Below are 17404 nucleotides of genomic sequence, written 5' to 3' on the forward strand. Positions count from 1 at the left end.
CCTAACTTTTAATGAATGCTGCTACCAATTCGTAAGCTTCCGCTTTGGCCACATCTAAATCATAATTTTTAATGATTGTGTCAAATTGAGGAGCAGTAGCTAGTTCTACGTGTGCTTTGGCGATGCGCATGTTGATTTTATCGTCGGTTTCGGTAGAGCGTTCTTTTAATCTTCGTTTCAATTCATCCACGCTTGGTGGTTTTACAAAAACAGCTAAGGTTTCTTCCGGAAATTTATGCTTGATTCGCAAGCCTCCGGCCACGTCAATATCAAAAATCACATTTTTTCCTTTGGCCCAAATGCGTTCTACTTCGCTTTTCAGTGTGCCATAAAAATTATCGCGGTACACTTCTTCCCATTCGATAAAATCCTCCGCTTTGATGTGTTTTTTGAATGCTTCTATAGAGATGAAATAGTAATCTTTTCCGTTGACTTCTTCGCCTCGTGGTTCGCGTGTGGCTGCCGAAATGGAGAACTCCAGATTCAACTCGGGTTGTGCTAATAAATGCCTTACTATGGTGGTTTTTCCCGAACCGGATGGCGCCGAGAATACTAATAATTTTCCTTTGTTCATTGTTATAATCTACAATACGTTCAATACCTGTTCTTTGATTTTCTCCAGTTCGTCTTTCATCATCACGACCAGCTTCTGCATTTCAGAATGGTTCGATTTAGAACCCATGGTGTTGATTTCCCTTCCCATTTCCTGCGTGATAAAACCAAGCTTTCTTCCGTTGGCTTCAGTGCCGGCAAGCGTTTCGATGAAATAGTTTAAATGATTTTCCAAACGCACTTTTTCTTCGGTGATGTCATATTTTTCGAGATAGAAAATCAATTCCTGTTCGAAACGGTTTTCATCTACATTGGCTTTTAATTCATCCAGCGCTGTTCTCAATCGGGTTTTTACGGTTTCTACACGCTCTGCATCATAGGCCACGGCATTGTTCATCAACGTCATGATATTGGCAATTCGGTGTAAAAATTCTTTTTCTAACGACACGCCCTCGTCTTTTCGGAACTGCACCATGTTTTCCAAGGCTTCGTCAATTACCGTTTGGATTTTCTTCCATTCGTTTTCATCAATTTCGTCGCGCTCGGTTTTTAAAGCATCTGGCATACGAACGGCCATTTTCATCAATTCGGTTTCATCCGCATTCGGAATTACCACTTTCATTTGGTTGATGTAGCCTTTGACAATCGGCACATTTATTTTGGATGACGTTTCTTCTCCGGTAACCTCAACGTATAAGGAAAAATCAATCTTCCCGCGCTCTAATCGTTGCGAAAGCTGGTTGCGCAATCCCAATTCCATTTCCCTGAAAACAGAAGGCATGCGTGTGTTCAAATCCAATCCTTTGCTGTTAAGCGACTTGATTTCTACGGTAATTTTTTTGGTCGGTAATTGCAAACTTGCTTTCCCAAAACCGGTCATCGATTGTATCATAAGTGGTCAAAAATGTTCTCAAAGATAAATAAAAGTTTGCAGTCGCAGTCGCAGTTTACAGTTTTCTCCTGTGACTGTTTACGGAGACTGAAAACTCTTTTTTTTGGTAACCAAATAAACGCCGACAAATATCAAAACCGCCGATGCTATTTTTACCCAGGTCAGATGATCTTTGCCCAAACTCATCGCAAAAACGGTAGCGAAAAGTGGCTGCAGATAAATAAAAACCGCCACCGTAGTTGGTTTCAATTCGCGCATGGAAACTAAGTTAAACAGGTAAGTCAAAAAGGTGGTAAACACCACTACAAAACCAATTTCCCACATAATGAATGGTGGAATCGCCTGCCACTGAATTTCCCGACATTCGCTCCAACCAAAAGGAATCACCATCAGTAAACCAAAAGTGTAAATCCATTTGACAAACGTAAACGCGTTGTATTTGTCCATCAGCTTTTTAACGACAATCAGATACAGACCATAGGAAATTGCGTTGATGAAAACCAGAAAGTTGCCGAGCATTGCATTACTAGCATTTCCTGTGGATTTTCCATACAGAATTAAAAATCCGGTGCCAAAAAGTCCCAGTAAAATCCCGATTATCTTGCGGGCTTTTATTTTTTCTTTCATGATAATGGCCGACAAAATCAACACAATAATCGGAGTGGTCACCATAATCACTGCGGCAGAAATCGGCGAAGTAAAACTCAATCCTTTGAAGAAAGTCAGCATGTTGATAGCCACGCCAAACAAAGCGGCAGCAACAATTCGCGGAAAATCCTGTAGTTGAATTTTTTCTTTTGGCCCCAAAAAAGAAACCAGCCAAAACAAAATTGTTGTGCCCAAAACTCTGAGCAAAATAAACCCGAACGGTTTGACATAAAAGGGCATCACGTCTTTGGCAATCGTAAACGAAACGCCATAAATCAGCGAAACCATCATGGCCGCCAGTAGTGCCCAGGCTCTTTTTGACATTAGCTCAAAGCTTTTATAACTTCGATGATGTTTTTTTGCCCGTTGCCAATGTAAATTTTGTCATCAATGATGAAAACCGGCCGACTCAAAAAGGTGTAATGTTCCAGCAGATATTTTTTGAAATCGGCTTCGGTCAAGGTTTTATTTTTCAAATCCATCGACTTATACAACTGTGCTTTTTTGCTGAAAAGCGCTTCGTAACTCCCCGAAAGTTGGTACATTTCTTCCAATTCCTGTTCGGTTATTGGGTTTTGACGAATGTCGTGAAACTGCAATCTATCAGCATTGGGAAGCGATTTTATAATTTTGCGACAAGTGTCACAAGAGGCGAGATAGTATATTTTATTGACCATGAAATTTCTTTTTACAAAGGAAAATCATTTGAAACTTATAATCTGTATTTTTGATAAAAATTTAAAATCATGGACGCAACTTTCAAAATTTGGGAAACCAACAGAAAACACTACCTCAAACTTATCGAAAGCTATTCTTTGGAACAATTGAACAAAATTCCGGAGGGTTTCAGCAACAATCTGGCCTGGAATTTAGGCCATATCATTGTCGCGCAACAAGGCTTAGTCTATCGTCTATCGGGCTTGCCAACCCATGTTTCAGAAGCAATAACCAACACCTATAAAAGCGGAACCAAGCCAACCGGAACGACAACGCAGGCAGAAATTGATGAATTAAAAGAACTTCTTTTTTCATTGATAACCAAAACCAAAGAAGATTACGCCAACGGCAAATTTGTTACCTATACCGAATACACGACAGGCACCGGATTTCATTTGGCATCCACCATGGAAGCCATGAATTTTAACAACTATCACGAAGCATTGCACATGGGTTTTATGATGAACATTCGAAAATTTATATAAATAATGACTACAACTTTTGACATCAATCAAAGCAGTCGAACGGTACTTTTAAAATTCCTCGAAAACTATACTCTCGAACAACTCAACACCATTCCGGAAGGGTTCAGTAATAATCTCATTTGGAATATTACGCACATTGTTGTGGTGCAGCAAATGTTAGTTTACAACCTGTCGGGCTTGCCCATGATGGTTTCTGCTGACATGGTAGAGCGTTACAAAAAAGGCACTAAACCCGAACACAGCGTAACACAACAAGAAGTGGATGAAATCAAATCGTTGTTATTTTCCACCTTGGAAAAAACCAAAAAAGATTTCGCTGATGACATTTTCAAAACCTATAATGAATTTACGACCATGTCCGGTTTCACGGTTAAGAATGCCAAAGCCGCTATGGAATTCAATAACTACCACGAAGCGGTTCACACCGGAATCATGATGCAGATTCGAAAATTTGTGTAGCGTTAATAAAATCGAAAAGTGTCTTTTCAAACAAAGAATAAACAGTAAATTTGTACTTTAAATTTAATCGAAATGAAACGCTTTGCGTTCCATCTTACCAATAAAAAAACAAATATTTAATTAAGATGAAATTCAATACCAAAGTCATACATGGGAATCAACACCATGAAGAAGTTACCGGAGCAGTGATGCCACCGGTATTTCAAACCTCAACTTATGCTCAGGTTTCTCCGGGAAAACCTGTGGGCGATTACGAATATTCAAGAGCGGCAAATCCAACGCGTCAGGCTTTGGAAGATGCTTTGGCGAGCATTGAAAACGGTGCCCGTGGTTTAGCTTTTTCTTCGGGATTAGCGGCAACGGATTGTTTATTGCGCATGTTCAAAGCCGGTGACGAAATCATCGCGATGGACGATTTATACGGCGGAACGTACCGAATGTTTACGCGCATTTACAAAGACAGCGGCATCAAATTCCATTTTGTGGATATGAATGATATTGCCAAATTTCAATCGTTAATCAACGAAAACACGAAGTTGGTTTGGGTGGAAACACCAACCAATCCGTTGATGAAATTGGCTGATATTGCTGAAATCGCGAAGATTACTAAAAAGCACAATATTCTTTTTGCTGTTGACAATACGTTTGCTACGCCTTATTTGCAAAAGCCTCTGGATTTAGGAGCAGATATCGTTATGCATTCCGCTACCAAATACCTTGGTGGTCACAGTGATGTGATTGCCGGAGCTTTGATTATCAAAGACAAAGAGTTAGGCGATGAGTTGCATTTCAAACAATTCGCCACCGGTGCCACTCTTGGACCGATGGATAGTTTCTTGGTGTTAAGAGGAATTAAAACCTTGCATTTGCGTGTACAACGTCATTGCGAAAACGGGGAGAAAGTAGCAGCATTTTTAGCCAATCATCCAAAAATTGAAACGGTATATTATCCTGGATTGCCGAGTCATCCGTTTCATGATATTGCCAAAAAACAAATGAATGGTTTTGGCGGCATGGTTTCTTTTACTTTCAAATCAGGAAGAAAAGAAGATGCCATTGCATTTTTAGAAAATCTAAAAGTTTTCACTTTGGCCGAATCCCTTGGTGGTGTTGAATCGTTGGCGAATCATCCAGCGTTGATGACGCATGCTTCCATTCCGGAAGACAAACGAAAAGAAATCGGGATTACGGATGACTTAGTGCGTTTGAGCGTTGGGGTTGAAGATATCGAAGATTTGATTTCCGATATTGAACAAGCTTTTAGTTTTGTAGATGCTCATTTGGCCACTGCCAAAGTTTAATACTTTAACAAACATAAATAAACAAAAAAGTCCCGAGAAATTCGGGACTTTTTTTATGGGTTGATTTATTTAGAATCCGTAATTCACGCCAATTCCAATAACCTGACGGGTTTGAAATCCGCTGAATGCGTTGTCGTCATAAATGGTTTGGAAAGCGAAATTGGTGGTTAAGTATTTATTCACCTTCATTACAATATTCAGAGTATAATCTAAATCTACATTCTGTGCATCTTCTAAATAATTGGTGTATAAATTCAGGATGTTCTCGGCCGTTACATTTTCCATCAAATTGAACTTGTAATAGCCGTTTACAGCCGCTCCAAACTCATAGCGCGAAGATTCGCCCTGACGCACCCCGAAAGATGGTCCCAGCTCGGTAAAATGCTTGTGCACCATGATTACTTTTGACGTGGCTGGCGCAATGTTGACTTTCAGGTTATCGCTTTTTTTCCACATCATCCCGGGACCAAACTGGAAATAAGCCGGTGAAAAGAAATGCGATATTTTCACAGTGTTATCGGCAGGATCAAAACCCGAATCGAATTGAGTTTTAAAATTAAAGAACGCTGAGTAGTACCATTCGCCGGAAGCTTTTTTACCAAGAAGCGAGTTGAACTCAAAGCGGTCGTCAGTTTTTTGAAGCGTCTGTCCGTTGATTTTGGTCAAACCATAGTTTGCGTTCAGCTTGTTATCCCAGGTCCAGGTATCACTTTTATAATTGAAATCATACTTGAATCCGGCGTTTCCTGAGATACTGCTTTGTCCACCGGCCAGCCAGTTATTGAAACTCGCTTGGTTTAACAAAATAGTGGCCAACCCTTTTTTCTCCCAACCGTTTGGTTTTTCCTGTGCTATTTTGGCAACGGTTTCTTCAGTTTTTTTCAATAATTCTTTTTCGCTAACCTGAGAAAAAGCGGTGTTCATTGAAAGTCCAAGAGCCATAACCAATAGAATCTTTTTCATTTCCTTCGAATTTTAAATTTCGAGAGCAAAGATACTAATCCATTGAAGTTATAGAAAACTATTTTCCTTTTTTAAATAAAGGAACGGCAGAGCAGGCTTCGCCATACATGATGCTTTTGGCAAAAGGTTGCAGTTTTTGCACTGCCATAATGTAAGCGCTTTCGGGAACGGGTTTTTTGGAACAACCCTTTATAATGACCGGCTTGTCTTGGTATTGCGAGTAATCCAAAGTGGGTAAAATTTCCTGATACAATGCCGTTTCCAAATCAGAAAGGTTTCCGGAAACTATTTTTTGGGCAAAAGGCGAAAGATAAGTCGTAACCAAAATCGTCGCCCAGGCCGGAACAATGGCATCTGTTGCGCAATGAATCGCCACTAAATGATTTTGATATTGTGCCCAATTGTGATTTTTCAAGGCTTCCCGAAAGTCTTTTTCTTTTAACAGAAAACCTTCCAGCAACCATTGTGAAATGTCAATTTGTGTCCGAATGCCGCTTGGATAATAATCTTCCAAATCAAACACTTCGAGCACGGAGTTTGCTACTCTATTAATGATTTCGTCCATTGTTATAGTTTACAGTCGCAGTTACAATCGCAGGAACTGAATGCTGCGACTGTTACTGAATACTGATTTTAAAGCATTCCGAGTTCTAATTTGGCTTCTTCGCTCATCAAATCTTTGCTCCAGGGCGGGTCGAAAGTAATTTCGACTTCACACGCTTTTACGGTGTCAATTTTTTTGATTTTTTCTTCTACTTCGCGTGGCAACGTTTCCGCTACCGGGCAATTGGGTGAAGTTAACGTCATCAACACTTTTACTTCGTTGTCTTCGTTAATCATCACATCGTAGATTAATCCTAATTCGTAGATATCTACAGGGATTTCCGGGTCGTAAATGCCTTTTAAGGTTTTCACCACATTTTCGCCTAAATTGATATCATCTTTAAATTCTTCCATCTTTTTTATTTTTTTGAATTGAATGCCAAAGCATACATTTTTATTTGTTTTATCATCGAAACCAAGCCGTTGGCACGCGTTGGTGATAAGTGTTCTTTCAACCCAATTTCGTCAATAAAATTAGTGTTAGCTTCTAAAATATCGGTTGCTTTTTGGTTGGAAAAAGCTCTGATTAAAATGGCGATAATGCCTTTGGTTAAAATCGCATCGCTATCGGCTGTGAATACAATGTTATCGCCTTGTTCTTCGGCATGCACCCAAACTTTGGATTGGCAGCCTTTGATGATGTTGTCTTCGGTTTTGTATTGCTCTTCAATTAAGGGCAATCCTTTTCCTAAATCGATGATGTATTCGTAGCGTTGCATCCAATCGTCAAACATCGAAAATTCGTCAACGATTTCGTGTTGTATTTCTTGTATTGTCATTCTTTTGTTTTGGCTAAGGAAACTATTTTGTTGACCAGTTTTTCAATTTCAACCGGCGGATGACCGTGGTCAAAATCCATAGTTTCATACGTTTTATCTTGGTAACGGATTTTTAAATTGGCAATGGCAGCGCCGTCAAAGAAACGCTTCTGTGTTGGATCTTTGAACTCCTGCATTTTCTCCAGATTGATTTTCTCAAAATAACCAATCATCTCATTCCAGTCTTTATCCGAAATCGTTATTTGTTCGGGTGGTGTATTTTCATTTCTATCTCTTGAAATCGTGGCTTTCTGATTGATTATAACAATCTTTTCGTAAAGACCTCTGGAGTTTGCGGTGTATTGTAAAGTGCTGTTGACGATATCGTTTTGCGCTTCGTTGGTGCAACTTTTTCCCAGGAAAAGGGTCAATAAAATCATGCTTATGGCTTTCATATTCTTTAGTTTAAGATAACATCATTTGTGCTTTTTTGACGGCTTCGACCATCGCATCGATTTCTTCTTTGGTATTATAAAAAGCAAAACTTGCTCTTATCGTTCCCGGAATCTGATAGAAATCCATAATCGGTTGGGCACAATGGTGGCCTGTTCTTACCGCTATTCCTAATTTATCGATAATCGTGCCAATGTCATACGGATGAATGCCGTCAATGTTAAACGAAATTACGGAAGTTTTTTGTTTTGATGTCCCATAAATTCTCAAGCCTTCAATTTCTAATAGCTTTTCAGTCGCATATTCCAGCAATTCATGTTCGTATTGTGCAATGTTGTCAAAACCAACTGCGTTCAAATAATCAATCGCAGTTCCAAGAACAATTCCTCCTTCAATATTGGGTGTTCCGGCTTCAAACTTGTGTGGCAAATCGGCATACGTAGTTTTTTCAAAAGTTACTGTAGCAATCATTTCGCCACCACCTTGATACGGCGGTAATTTTCTAAGCCACTCTTCTTTTCCGTAAAGAATTCCAATACCGGTTGGGCCACAAATTTTATGTCCCGAAAACACATAAAAATCACAATCCAGTGCCTGAACATCGGGTTTTATATGTGGGGTTGCCTGTGCGCCATCAATTAAAACAGCCGCTCCCACTTGATGGGCTTTGTCAATCATTTCCTTAATCGGATTGATGGTTCCCAACGCGTTGGAAATATGATTGACTGTTACAATTTTTGTTTTAGGCGAAAGCAATTTGTCGTATTCTGACGGAATCAATTCTCCTTTTTCATTCATCGGAATCACTTTCAACGTCGCGCCAGTTCTTTCGCATAGCATTTGCCACGGCACTATATTGCTGTGGTGTTCCAAAGCCGAAACCAAAACCTCATCGCCCGTTTTCAACAACGAAGCAAAACCATGGGCTACTGCATTAATACCATGCGTAGTTCCCGAGGTGAAAATCACTTCGTGAGCGTGTTTAGCATTGATATGATTTTGGATTTTAGCACGGGAAACCTCATAGGCATCTGTTGCCAATTGGCTTAACGTATGCACGCCACGGTGAATGTTGGCATTAATTTCCTGATAGTATTTCGAAATCGCATCAATAACCACTTGGGGTTTTTGCGAAGTAGCGCCGTTATCAAAATAGACGAGTGGTTTGCCATTGACTTTTTGAGAAAGTATCGGGAAATCAGCTCTGATTTTTTGGATGTCTAACATTGTATTATTTAGAAAAATTCTAAATACAAAAGTAATAAAATTGGAACTGGTATTTTACCAAACCCTTGTTAATAATTACTTTATTTTTTTACATTTACTAAACTGCTATTTTTCCTTTGCTGCTATGAAAAAATTTCTCAAAATCTTCGCTGTTTTAGTCCTGATTGTCCTTGTTTATTTGCGTCTTGCCATTTATCCGCAGCTCGATTTGATTTCGGGTTTTTCGGCCAAGAGTGTGGCTTCCGGACATTTTATTGACGATAGAAGTTTGGAAACTATTGAACAAGGCGATAATGACATCCCAAAAGTAGATTGGGCTACCAATACAATTAATGATGCTGAAAAATTGGTTACTTCAAATGTTCATGGTTTGAAAGAACGGAAAGCCATTTACCGCGAAGGGTTGGGCGCGACCTTAATCAACGATGATTTTGATGTGACTAAACCCTATGACGTTCCGCATAGGTTAATGCCTGCCAGCACGGAACCTTATCTTTTCCCGTATGGCGACACGGGCGAAGTTGACACCTCTTTCGCTTCTATTGATTATGTCAAATTAAACAGAGCTGTTGAAAATGCTTTTGACAAGAAAGGCGAAAAGAAAAAAAGAACACGATCAGTCATTGTGATTTACAAAGACCAAATCATAGCCGAAAAATATGCTGAGGGCTTCAATCAGAAATCTAAAATTCTGGGCTGGTCTATGACCAAAAGTATCACGGCAACTTGTTTCGGAATCCTGCAAAAGCAAGGCAAAATAGACATTATGAAACCGGCTCCGATTGCCGAATGGCAACATGATGAACGTAAAAACATCACCATCAACGATTTGCTGCACATGAATTCCGGTTTGGAATGGGAAGAAGATTATGGTAAGATTTCCGATGTGACCAAAATGCTTTTTCAGGCAGAAGATATGAGTAAGTCTCAAATAGAAAAACCTGCTCAATACAAACCCAATACGCATTGGAATTACTCTTCGGGAACAACGAATTTGTTATCCGGAATTTTGAGAAAACAATTCAAAACCCATCAGGACTATTTGGATTTTTGGTATCGTGATTTGTTAGATAAAATAGGAATGCATTCCGCGTTGGTCGAAACGGATATGGCCGGAAATTATGTGGGTTCTTCTTATGGCTGGGCCAATACGCGCGATTGGGCGAAATTTGGATTGCTGTATTTACATAAAGGCAATTGGAACGGAACACAATTATTTGATCCAAGTTGGGTAAAATATGTATCCACGCCAACGAACACTTCCAATGGCCGGTACGGTGCGCAATTTTGGCTCAATGCCGGTGGTTATTTCCCCGATGTGCCACGCGATATGTTTTATTGCAGCGGCTATCAAGGGCAAATGGTGACCATTTTTCCAAGTCATGATTTAGTAATTGTGCGGATGGGCTTGACCGAAGAACCTGATTTTGACTTTAATGGGTTTTTGAGGGATGTGGTTGGTGCCATAAAAAAATAATCGGGCATCGCTTTAAAATTTAATTATTTGGAATAGAATTTGTTTACTACTATTGTAATACTTTTAATAAAAACCAAAACATGAAATCAAACGCATTCAAATTTTCAATTGTGGCTTTGCTTTTTTCGGCCGCGACGGTTTTTGCACAAGAAAAAACCCAGATTCAGGTTTTAAGTGCTGTAGTCAAAGACCAAAAAATCCAAGGGGCAGAAGTCATTTTTCAAAAAAACGGAGAAACCTCTGTAACGGCAACAACTGATGCTGGTGGAAGAATCAGCATTCCTAAAGTTTTTAACGGAATTGACGACAACAACATTACTTTAATCATAAAAAAACCAGGCTACTCTACGTTGGTTACCAAAGGGCCGGTTAATAATCTCACCTATGCCTTAAGTCCGGTTATGGAGCAATTGGACGGACTGCGAATCGTGCTTACCTGGGGTGCAGATCCCCACGACATTGATTCGCATATATCCTATCCTGGAAATCACATTTGTTTCTACCACAAGACGGGCAGCATGGCCAATCTTGATGTAGATGACGTAGACAGCTATGGCCCGGAAACCATCACCATTGACCGCAAACAACCGGGTCAAAAATATATTTATGCCGTTCATGATTATAGCGATAGAGATGTTCATTCCGGAACCCGCCTTTCACAGGTAAGTGATGCCCGTGTTTTTGTTTATATCGGCAATACACTCATACGGTCTTATAACGTTCCTCGAAATGAAGTTGGAAATACCTGGGTAGTCTTTATGATTGATGAAAATGGTTCCTTCCAGGATATCAATAAATTTTATGATTCTGATGAGTGGCAAGCGGTAAAGGCAAAACTGGAAATCCTTAGAGGAAAAAATGACCTGACTGAAGTTGCAACCACTAGCCAAACCGATGTTGCGGAATCTAACGAAGTGAACAAAAGAGGTGAAGATGCTTATCATGCTAAACAATTGGAGCAATCGGTTAGTTTATATCAAAGAGCCATTGAATTAAACGCAAACAACGGACAAGCCTATAGTAATTTGGGATTGTCTTTCCAAAAGTTAAATCGTGAAGCGGAAGCTATTTGGGCCAACCGAAAGGCCATCGATTTAGCCAATGGACCAAACACAAATACCATAAAAGCCAGCTCGTATTATAATATTGCCAAGATTTATGAAAACAAAGGACAATGGCAGGATGCACTCGACAACTTTAAAAAGGCATTGACGCTCAAAGAAAACCCTGCTTATACGAAAGGGATTGAACGAATGAAACAAAAACTGGGAATACAATAATGACAAGGCTAAGAGTTATTATTATTGCACTTTTATTGTGCAATTTAGCGGTCATAAATGGTCAGGTTAAAGTGGCTAAAATTGACCGAACCCTTTGGCCTTATGATTTAAATTCTGTTGACAATTTTGACTATGCTTCAAAAATGGAAATCTTGGTTTATGCCAAATGTTTTCTTGAACTTCAAGGGCTCAACAATGTTGATGAAATCAAAGCAAAATACAACATCAAATCGGCTAATTTGGCCTCGTTTGAAACCTGGAAAAAGAAACAAACGGAACTTATTCTGCAAAATCTACACGCTATTAAAAACAAAAGCACTCTTGATAAGACTGTAGTCATAAATAAAAACTGTACCTGGCAAGATGTTATTAAAACTACTGGTGAATTAGATTCAAAAATGCCAGAGAATTTGAAATCCTGGTATGCCAATGCCACTGATTTTAATAGAGGTTACGCCAATGAACTGGCTCGTTTGGTTTTCTTATTTCCGAAAACGACTAGCGAAGCCCTCACTCTTTCACCCAATGAAGTTATCGGAAACGAATATGCCGACAAAGAGTTTCTGTTGACTTTTGATGATGGTCCGACACCCGCTAACGGAACGACGGATAAATTGGTTGCCACATTAAAAAAATTGCACCTCAACGGAATGTTTTTCGTTCTGGGAGAATCATTGCAAAACAGAATTGCTGCTTCTTCTACAGCTAAATTAGCTGAACTCTATCAAGGCAATAAGTTAGAATCGCACGGAAAAATTCACAAGTCACATCAATATTTAGAATCCTGGCAAGAGTCGATTGATTATACTTTCAATACGATTGAATCCGTTACGCCGTTTTCTAATCAAAGAAAATATTTCCGTCCTCCCTACGGACAACGAACTGAAAAAGTATCACAATATCTTAATTCAATCAACGCAACAGTAATGCTTTGGAACATAGATTCACAAGATTGGAATTCGAAAATTTCGGCTCCTGAAGTAACCGATAGGGTAGAAACCCTGATGCTCTTGTGGCGTAAAGGCGTTATCCTTTTTCATGATATCCACCCAAAAGCAAATGAAGCTTTGCCAGCAATGTTACAAGCTTTTGCCAATTCGGGTATTATTTTTAAGGACGCCAATAAGCTCTAACCGAGAAATAACAACGCTAATGCTTGCTTTTAATAAAAAATCCTCTCGTTGCTCACGGGAGGATTTTTTATTTCATTGGGAAATAGCAATCAGAATTCCAAAATAGTGCTTTTATCAGAAACTTTCCCCGGCGCCTCCGCCACTAAAGCCTCCGCCACCAAACGGCATTTTACTCTCCGGAGCGACATGAGCTTTTGTGCTGATTTGGGAATTGATAATCAGTGCCTGAGCATTTAGCATCAGATTGCTGTTGGAATCCCTATCAGGCTGGAAGGTAATTCCGGTTTCTTTGTGTTGCAGTTTTTTTATGGCAAAAAAGGAAATAGCGAAAAGTAGCAATCCCGCTAGTACCAGAGCCATTTCAGGCGGCATCAGGCTGTAATAATATCGAATGGTGAAAAACGAATAGCCCAGCGTCAACAAACCAATGGTCAACACCGTTCTGTCTTTCTTTTGCAATGAATAGTAGATATAGGTCAACGGAATGAGAAAGGTGAGTCCGTAAAACAAAAATGCCAACGGAATATCGTTTCCTTTTTCTACTACGATACCCATCAAACTTTCGGAAAGTTCGCGAACGACCATATAATTTACCGAAGCATAGGCCAAGACTAAACTGAAAATTTTAGTGAACTGCAAGGCATTTCGATAAATGAAAAACTTAGCATTGGTACTGAAACTATAAAAAACATAATAAATCACGGCGGCTAAAACCAATCCGACAAAAGGCAGGTACAGGCTGCTGATTACTTTGAATTCGGTGATTAGCGTAAAGAAAAAACCAACCAATCCAACACAGGAAAGCAAGGCCGAAAGCGTATTCACGTATCGGATGCAACTCAAGAAACCCATCACAAACATAACGGCAAAAACAGAAACCAATGATTCCGAATGTATCCCAACGGCGCCACAAAAACTCGCTTGCGTTAACACAATAAAAGCATCATCCCAACCATGCCGATAGTACTCGTTTTTAACCAAAATTTCAATCCCAATAAATCCTATAAAAGCATAGAAATAAACCATTATGTTAAAATGCGAATCCAAAAGCTGTCCGAAAATTAAAGACAAAAAACCCGCTATAGAAGAAAACAGAAAAACACCCAGCAGAAAAAATCCAAACCGGATAAAAATACTACTGGACTGCAACAATGGCAATTCGGCAATAGCGGTCATCAGTTGTTCTTTTGAAATGAATTTCATTTTGAACAATCGCTTGGCTTCCGCTACCAGAAGGCCATTTTCTAATTTCTCACTACTGTATGCCTTCATGTTTTTCTTTATTGAATTTTTGAACTAATTTTATAAATAGGAATATAGAACCTATAACGTAGAATGGGGAACAGAAGAGGATAAATTGTATAAAATCACTGCCGTTCAGCAAATCGATTATTCTTCCCAACGCAATGTTGATTCCGACATACCCGTAAAGCAGCGAAAGAACAAACATAAACGTGGATGTTATTTGGTAGCTTCTCTTATAGAAATAGTAAATAGCAGCTGCTGTTATCGGAACAAAAACAGGCCAATAATCCTCCAACAGTCCGGCAATACAACAAATGCCAACCAAATTCAAGGCAAAAGTGGCATAGACAATGTGGAAATGTTTTTTAATATTTTCTCTGGAAGAATATTCCATCCAAAGAATCAAAACCAAGCCCAATCCCAATCCGGAATAGCTTAGATTCGGATTCGAATAAACATCGTTTTCCAATAAAGTCTGTGGCGTTATAGTGATTCCGATAAAAGTGGCCAAAGCAGTAATAGCAATAGAAAGCACACTTTTATTGTCAAAATAATAGGCAACGCCAAAACACAAAGCGGCCGAAAACAAAGAAACCAAACTAAAATCTTGACCAAAAACGGCGTATTGAAATTGAACGTAACCAATGAAAATACAGGCCAAAATACTACCGGTCAAAACCAAATAGTCATACATAGAATTATCAAAAAGTACTTCTTCTTTGGAGAATCCTTTGGCTTTTTTGAAACTGAAATAAAAGCAAACCAGCATCGCTATAAAATTGACCGCCAAGATGGCAAGATGCCCAATGCTGTCGATATTTTTATACACCAATATTCCAATGCCGGTAGTAAAAAGAAGCACCGACAGGTATACAAAAAAAAGAAGCTCACTGTTTAGGGAGAAAATTCCAAGTTGTCTGTATTGTCTGATTTCGTTATTTTGATCTTTGGTAACAAAGCCTTTAGAAACGAGTTCTTCGGTGAGTAATTCCGTCTGTTTTTCCAACTGTCATGCTATTTTAATGAGAACCAAATATATACAGAATTCAATGAAAACAAAAACCGCCAAAAAAGAAATTTGACAAATTAGAAAAAAATCTTACTTTTGAATAAACCAATTAAACTAGAACCATGAAAAAAATCAATTTAATCAGAGTAGTTATGCTGGTTGTAACTGGATTAGTTGTTTCATCTTGCAGCAGTGATTCTTCGGGAGATTCCAACGGGACAACAACCGGAAATTATTTCCCAATGGCGGTAAACAACAAATGGAATTATACCGATGGTACTACCAATACCGTAGCGACAATAATAGGAACTACAACCTTTGGCGGAGTGACTTATTATGAAATGACTGATACCAATAGCGATTTATCCATCCCAAATTGGATGACTAAAAAAGGAGCTAGTTATTATCAAAAAGCAGGCACTACTACTGAAAATCAGGGTTCCACTACCATTGTGATAGAGCCTTATGAAGTGAAGGTTTTCAGGGACGATCTTGCTGTTGGTGAAAGCTGGCATGGTGCGGCATCACCGAAAGTAACTTATTCGGGCGGTAGTGGTTCGGGGAGTTTTAACGCACAAATCACCTATGAGGGTACCATAACAGCAAGAGACGTGAGTGAAACATTAGGCGGTGTTCCGTATAATAACATCATCAAAATGAAAATGGACATAGTGGTAAATTCAAATGGACAAATTAATACTATTCATAGTGACTATTGGCTTGCAAAAGACATTGGCCTAATTAAAGAAACCGAAACAAGCACGGTTGATAATATAACAAAAACAAGGTATTTAACCAGTTATGAACTGCATTAATATTGCAATAAAAAAGGGTGCCATTTGACACCCTTTTTTATTATAAATTGAATCCTAAATTCACACCTAATTTCATGGCGATGATTTTGGTAATTCGCTGTTTCAATTCCGGGATTTTGATGCTTTCTATCACTTCGTTAGAGAAGGCATACATCAACAACGCTTTGGCTTCTTTCTTTGGAATGCCTCGGGATTGCATATAAAACATAGCCGTTTCGTCTAATTGTCCAATGGTACACCCGTGGGAACATTTTACATCATCAGCAAAGATTTCTAATTGTGGTTTGGCGTTGATGGTGGCTTTGTCGCCCAATAAAATGTTGTTGTTTTGTTGGAAAGCATCGGTTTTTTGCGCTTCTTTTTCTACGTAAATTTTACCATTGAAAACACCTGTTGAACTATCGGCCAAAATGGTTTTGTAGTTCTGATGGCTTTCGCAATTTGGGGTTGAGTGGTTTACCAAAGTATAATGATCCACATGTTGCTTATCACCAATAATTGTAATTCCTTTTAAGGTTGAGTCAATTCTTTCACCAAAATGGTAGAAATTCAGGTTGTTTCTGGTGATGTTGCCACCAAAAGAAAAGGTGTGTACTGAAACTCTACTTTCCTGTTTTTGCGAAATATATGTGTTGTCAATCAGGTTGGCCGATTGCAAATCGTTTTGAATTTTATAATAATCAACAATGGCGCGTTTTTGGGCAAAAATCTCAGTAACCGAATTGGTCAGCACCGGATTCTCGTTTAGCGATTGGTGTCTTTCAATAATTTGTACATGAGCATTTTCGCCAACAATTACCAAGTTTCTTGGCTGAACCATCAAGGCATCTTCCTGTCCTGTCGAAAAATAAATGATTTCGATTGGTTTTTCCACCACTTTGCTTTTCGGAATATTGATGTAGGCACCTTCATTGGCGAAAGCCGTATTCAAAGTTGTTAAACTTTCTTCTTTGCTGGCAATTTTGTTGAAATATTCATCAATCACCATTTTGTATTTGGGTTTATTTAAGGCCGAGGCCATTAAGCAAACATCCAAACCATCGTGTGTGGTGGCCGATAAAAACGAAGAAAATTTTCCGTCCACAAAAATCACTTTGTGGGTGTCAATTTCGTGGAGGAAATACTTCTTCACATCAGCAAATTCAATAGCATTTTCATGTTTTGGAAAAACCGAATAATCATTTTTAAGAATAGCATTCAGCGAAGTGTATTTCCAGGCTTCCTCTTTTTTAGTTGGAAAACCTTTATTTTCAAAGTTTTTGATGGCCGAAGTACGCACATCGTGAAGTTCAGAATGAACATCGATTTGCTCTTCAAACGCCATAAAGGAAGATATAAGTTTTTCTTTTAGTTCCATTTTTTTAGTTTACAGTCGCAGTCGCAGTTA

General features: G+C 39.0%; 20 protein-coding genes. 7 read left to right on the forward strand and 13 right to left on the reverse strand.

Going from position 1 to position 17404, the window contains the following annotated elements; translation table 11 throughout:
- Position 1 precedes the first annotated feature (1 nt).
- The 4 genes from gmk to V7D82_RS00225 form a co-directional block, all read right to left on the reverse strand.
- The gene (gene gmk / locus V7D82_RS00210) at positions 2–574 is read right to left on the reverse strand and encodes a guanylate kinase (RefSeq protein WP_333598953.1); all 573 of its coding nucleotides are present in this window, start codon (positions 572–574) and stop codon (positions 2–4) included.
- Positions 575–583: 9 nt separating this feature from the next.
- Positions 584–1444, reverse strand: coding sequence for a YicC/YloC family endoribonuclease (locus tag V7D82_RS00215; protein ID WP_333598954.1), 861 nt, complete (start codon positions 1442–1444; stop codon positions 584–586).
- 78 nt (positions 1445–1522) lie between these two features.
- Complete coding sequence (locus V7D82_RS00220; protein WP_333598955.1) at positions 1523–2416, reverse strand: DMT family transporter; 894 nt, start codon at positions 2414–2416, stop codon at positions 1523–1525.
- Positions 2416–2769 carry an arsenate reductase family protein gene (locus tag V7D82_RS00225; RefSeq protein ID WP_333598956.1) on the reverse strand — a complete coding sequence of 118 codons (354 nt, stop codon included), beginning with the start codon at positions 2767–2769 and terminating at the stop codon, positions 2416–2418. The genes V7D82_RS00220 and V7D82_RS00225 overlap by 1 nt, the downstream gene beginning before the upstream one ends.
- Before the next feature lie 69 nt (positions 2770–2838).
- On the opposite strand from V7D82_RS00225, the gene V7D82_RS00230 reads away from it, so the two are divergent.
- The 3 genes from V7D82_RS00230 to V7D82_RS00240 all read left to right on the forward strand — a co-directional run bounded on the left by V7D82_RS00230 (position 2839) and on the right by V7D82_RS00240 (position 5054).
- A complete protein-coding gene (locus tag V7D82_RS00230) occupies positions 2839–3294 on the forward strand; it encodes a DinB family protein (protein ID WP_333598957.1) in 456 nt (151 codons plus the stop codon).
- A 3-nt stretch (positions 3295–3297) separates the two neighbouring features.
- Positions 3298–3753 carry a DinB family protein gene (locus tag V7D82_RS00235; protein WP_333598958.1) on the forward strand — a complete coding sequence of 152 codons (456 nt, stop codon included), beginning with the start codon at positions 3298–3300 and terminating at the stop codon, positions 3751–3753.
- A gap of 125 nt (positions 3754–3878) precedes the next feature.
- Positions 3879–5054 (forward strand): cystathionine gamma-synthase, encoded by a 1176-nt coding sequence (locus V7D82_RS00240; RefSeq protein WP_333598959.1) that lies wholly within the window; start codon positions 3879–3881, stop codon positions 5052–5054.
- A 69-nt stretch (positions 5055–5123) separates the two neighbouring features.
- Here V7D82_RS00240 and V7D82_RS00245 read toward each other — a convergent pair whose 3' ends face one another.
- From V7D82_RS00245 to V7D82_RS00270, 6 genes are all read right to left on the reverse strand, one after another.
- Positions 5124–6017 carry a DUF3078 domain-containing protein gene (locus tag V7D82_RS00245; RefSeq protein WP_333598960.1) on the reverse strand — a complete coding sequence of 298 codons (894 nt, stop codon included), beginning with the start codon at positions 6015–6017 and terminating at the stop codon, positions 5124–5126.
- 58 nt (positions 6018–6075) lie between these two features.
- On the reverse strand, positions 6076–6582 hold the full coding sequence (locus tag V7D82_RS00250; protein WP_333598961.1) for a DUF2480 family protein: 507 nt from the start codon (positions 6580–6582) through the stop codon (positions 6076–6078).
- 68 nt (positions 6583–6650) lie between these two features.
- A complete protein-coding gene (locus V7D82_RS00255) occupies positions 6651–6974 on the reverse strand; it encodes an SUF system Fe-S cluster assembly protein (protein WP_136151040.1) in 324 nt (107 codons plus the stop codon).
- 5 nt (positions 6975–6979) lie between these two features.
- The gene (locus V7D82_RS00260; protein ID WP_333598962.1) at positions 6980–7399 is read right to left on the reverse strand and encodes a SufE family protein; all 420 of its coding nucleotides are present in this window, start codon (positions 7397–7399) and stop codon (positions 6980–6982) included.
- Positions 7396–7833: a hypothetical protein gene (locus V7D82_RS00265; protein WP_333598963.1), complete on the reverse strand. Its 438-nt coding sequence runs from the start codon at positions 7831–7833 to the stop codon at positions 7396–7398. Before V7D82_RS00265 ends, V7D82_RS00260 begins: the two co-directional genes overlap by 4 nt.
- 10 nt (positions 7834–7843) lie before the next feature.
- Positions 7844–9058, reverse strand: a complete 1215-nt coding sequence (locus tag V7D82_RS00270) for an aminotransferase class V-fold PLP-dependent enzyme (protein ID WP_333598964.1) — start codon at positions 9056–9058, stop codon at positions 7844–7846.
- Between the two features lie 124 nt (positions 9059–9182).
- Between V7D82_RS00270 and V7D82_RS00275 the strand changes: the two genes are divergently transcribed.
- From V7D82_RS00275 to V7D82_RS00285, 3 genes are all read left to right on the forward strand, one after another.
- Complete coding sequence (locus V7D82_RS00275; protein ID WP_333598965.1) at positions 9183–10535, forward strand: serine hydrolase domain-containing protein; 1353 nt, start codon at positions 9183–9185, stop codon at positions 10533–10535.
- Positions 10536–10615: 80 nt separating this feature from the next.
- Complete coding sequence (locus tag V7D82_RS00280) at positions 10616–11815, forward strand: tetratricopeptide repeat protein (RefSeq protein WP_333598966.1); 1200 nt, start codon at positions 10616–10618, stop codon at positions 11813–11815.
- On the forward strand, positions 11815–12948 hold the full coding sequence (locus V7D82_RS00285) for a polysaccharide deacetylase family protein (RefSeq protein WP_333598967.1): 1134 nt from the start codon (positions 11815–11817) through the stop codon (positions 12946–12948). The genes V7D82_RS00280 and V7D82_RS00285 overlap by 1 nt, the downstream gene beginning before the upstream one ends.
- A 114-nt stretch (positions 12949–13062) precedes the next feature.
- Here V7D82_RS00285 and V7D82_RS00290 read toward each other — a convergent pair whose 3' ends face one another.
- On the reverse strand, positions 13063–14220 hold the full coding sequence (locus tag V7D82_RS00290; RefSeq protein ID WP_333598968.1) for a hypothetical protein: 1158 nt from the start codon (positions 14218–14220) through the stop codon (positions 13063–13065).
- On the reverse strand, positions 14204–15199 hold the full coding sequence (locus V7D82_RS00295; protein WP_333598969.1) for a DUF2157 domain-containing protein: 996 nt from the start codon (positions 15197–15199) through the stop codon (positions 14204–14206). The genes V7D82_RS00290 and V7D82_RS00295 overlap by 17 nt, the downstream gene beginning before the upstream one ends.
- 125 nt (positions 15200–15324) lie before the next feature.
- On the opposite strand from V7D82_RS00295, the gene V7D82_RS00300 reads away from it, so the two are divergent.
- A complete protein-coding gene (locus V7D82_RS00300; protein WP_333598970.1) occupies positions 15325–16017 on the forward strand; it encodes a hypothetical protein in 693 nt (230 codons plus the stop codon).
- 40 nt (positions 16018–16057) lie between these two features.
- Here the strand turns inward: V7D82_RS00300 and sufD are convergent, their stop codons facing one another.
- Positions 16058–17374 (reverse strand): Fe-S cluster assembly protein SufD, encoded by a 1317-nt coding sequence (gene sufD, locus V7D82_RS00305; RefSeq protein ID WP_333598971.1) that lies wholly within the window; start codon positions 17372–17374, stop codon positions 16058–16060.
- Between the last annotated feature and the right edge of the window lie 30 nt (positions 17375–17404).

Origin of the sequence: Flavobacterium sp., assembly GCF_036741995.1 — a bacterium.
GTDB lineage: Bacteria > Bacteroidota > Bacteroidia > Flavobacteriales > Flavobacteriaceae > Flavobacterium.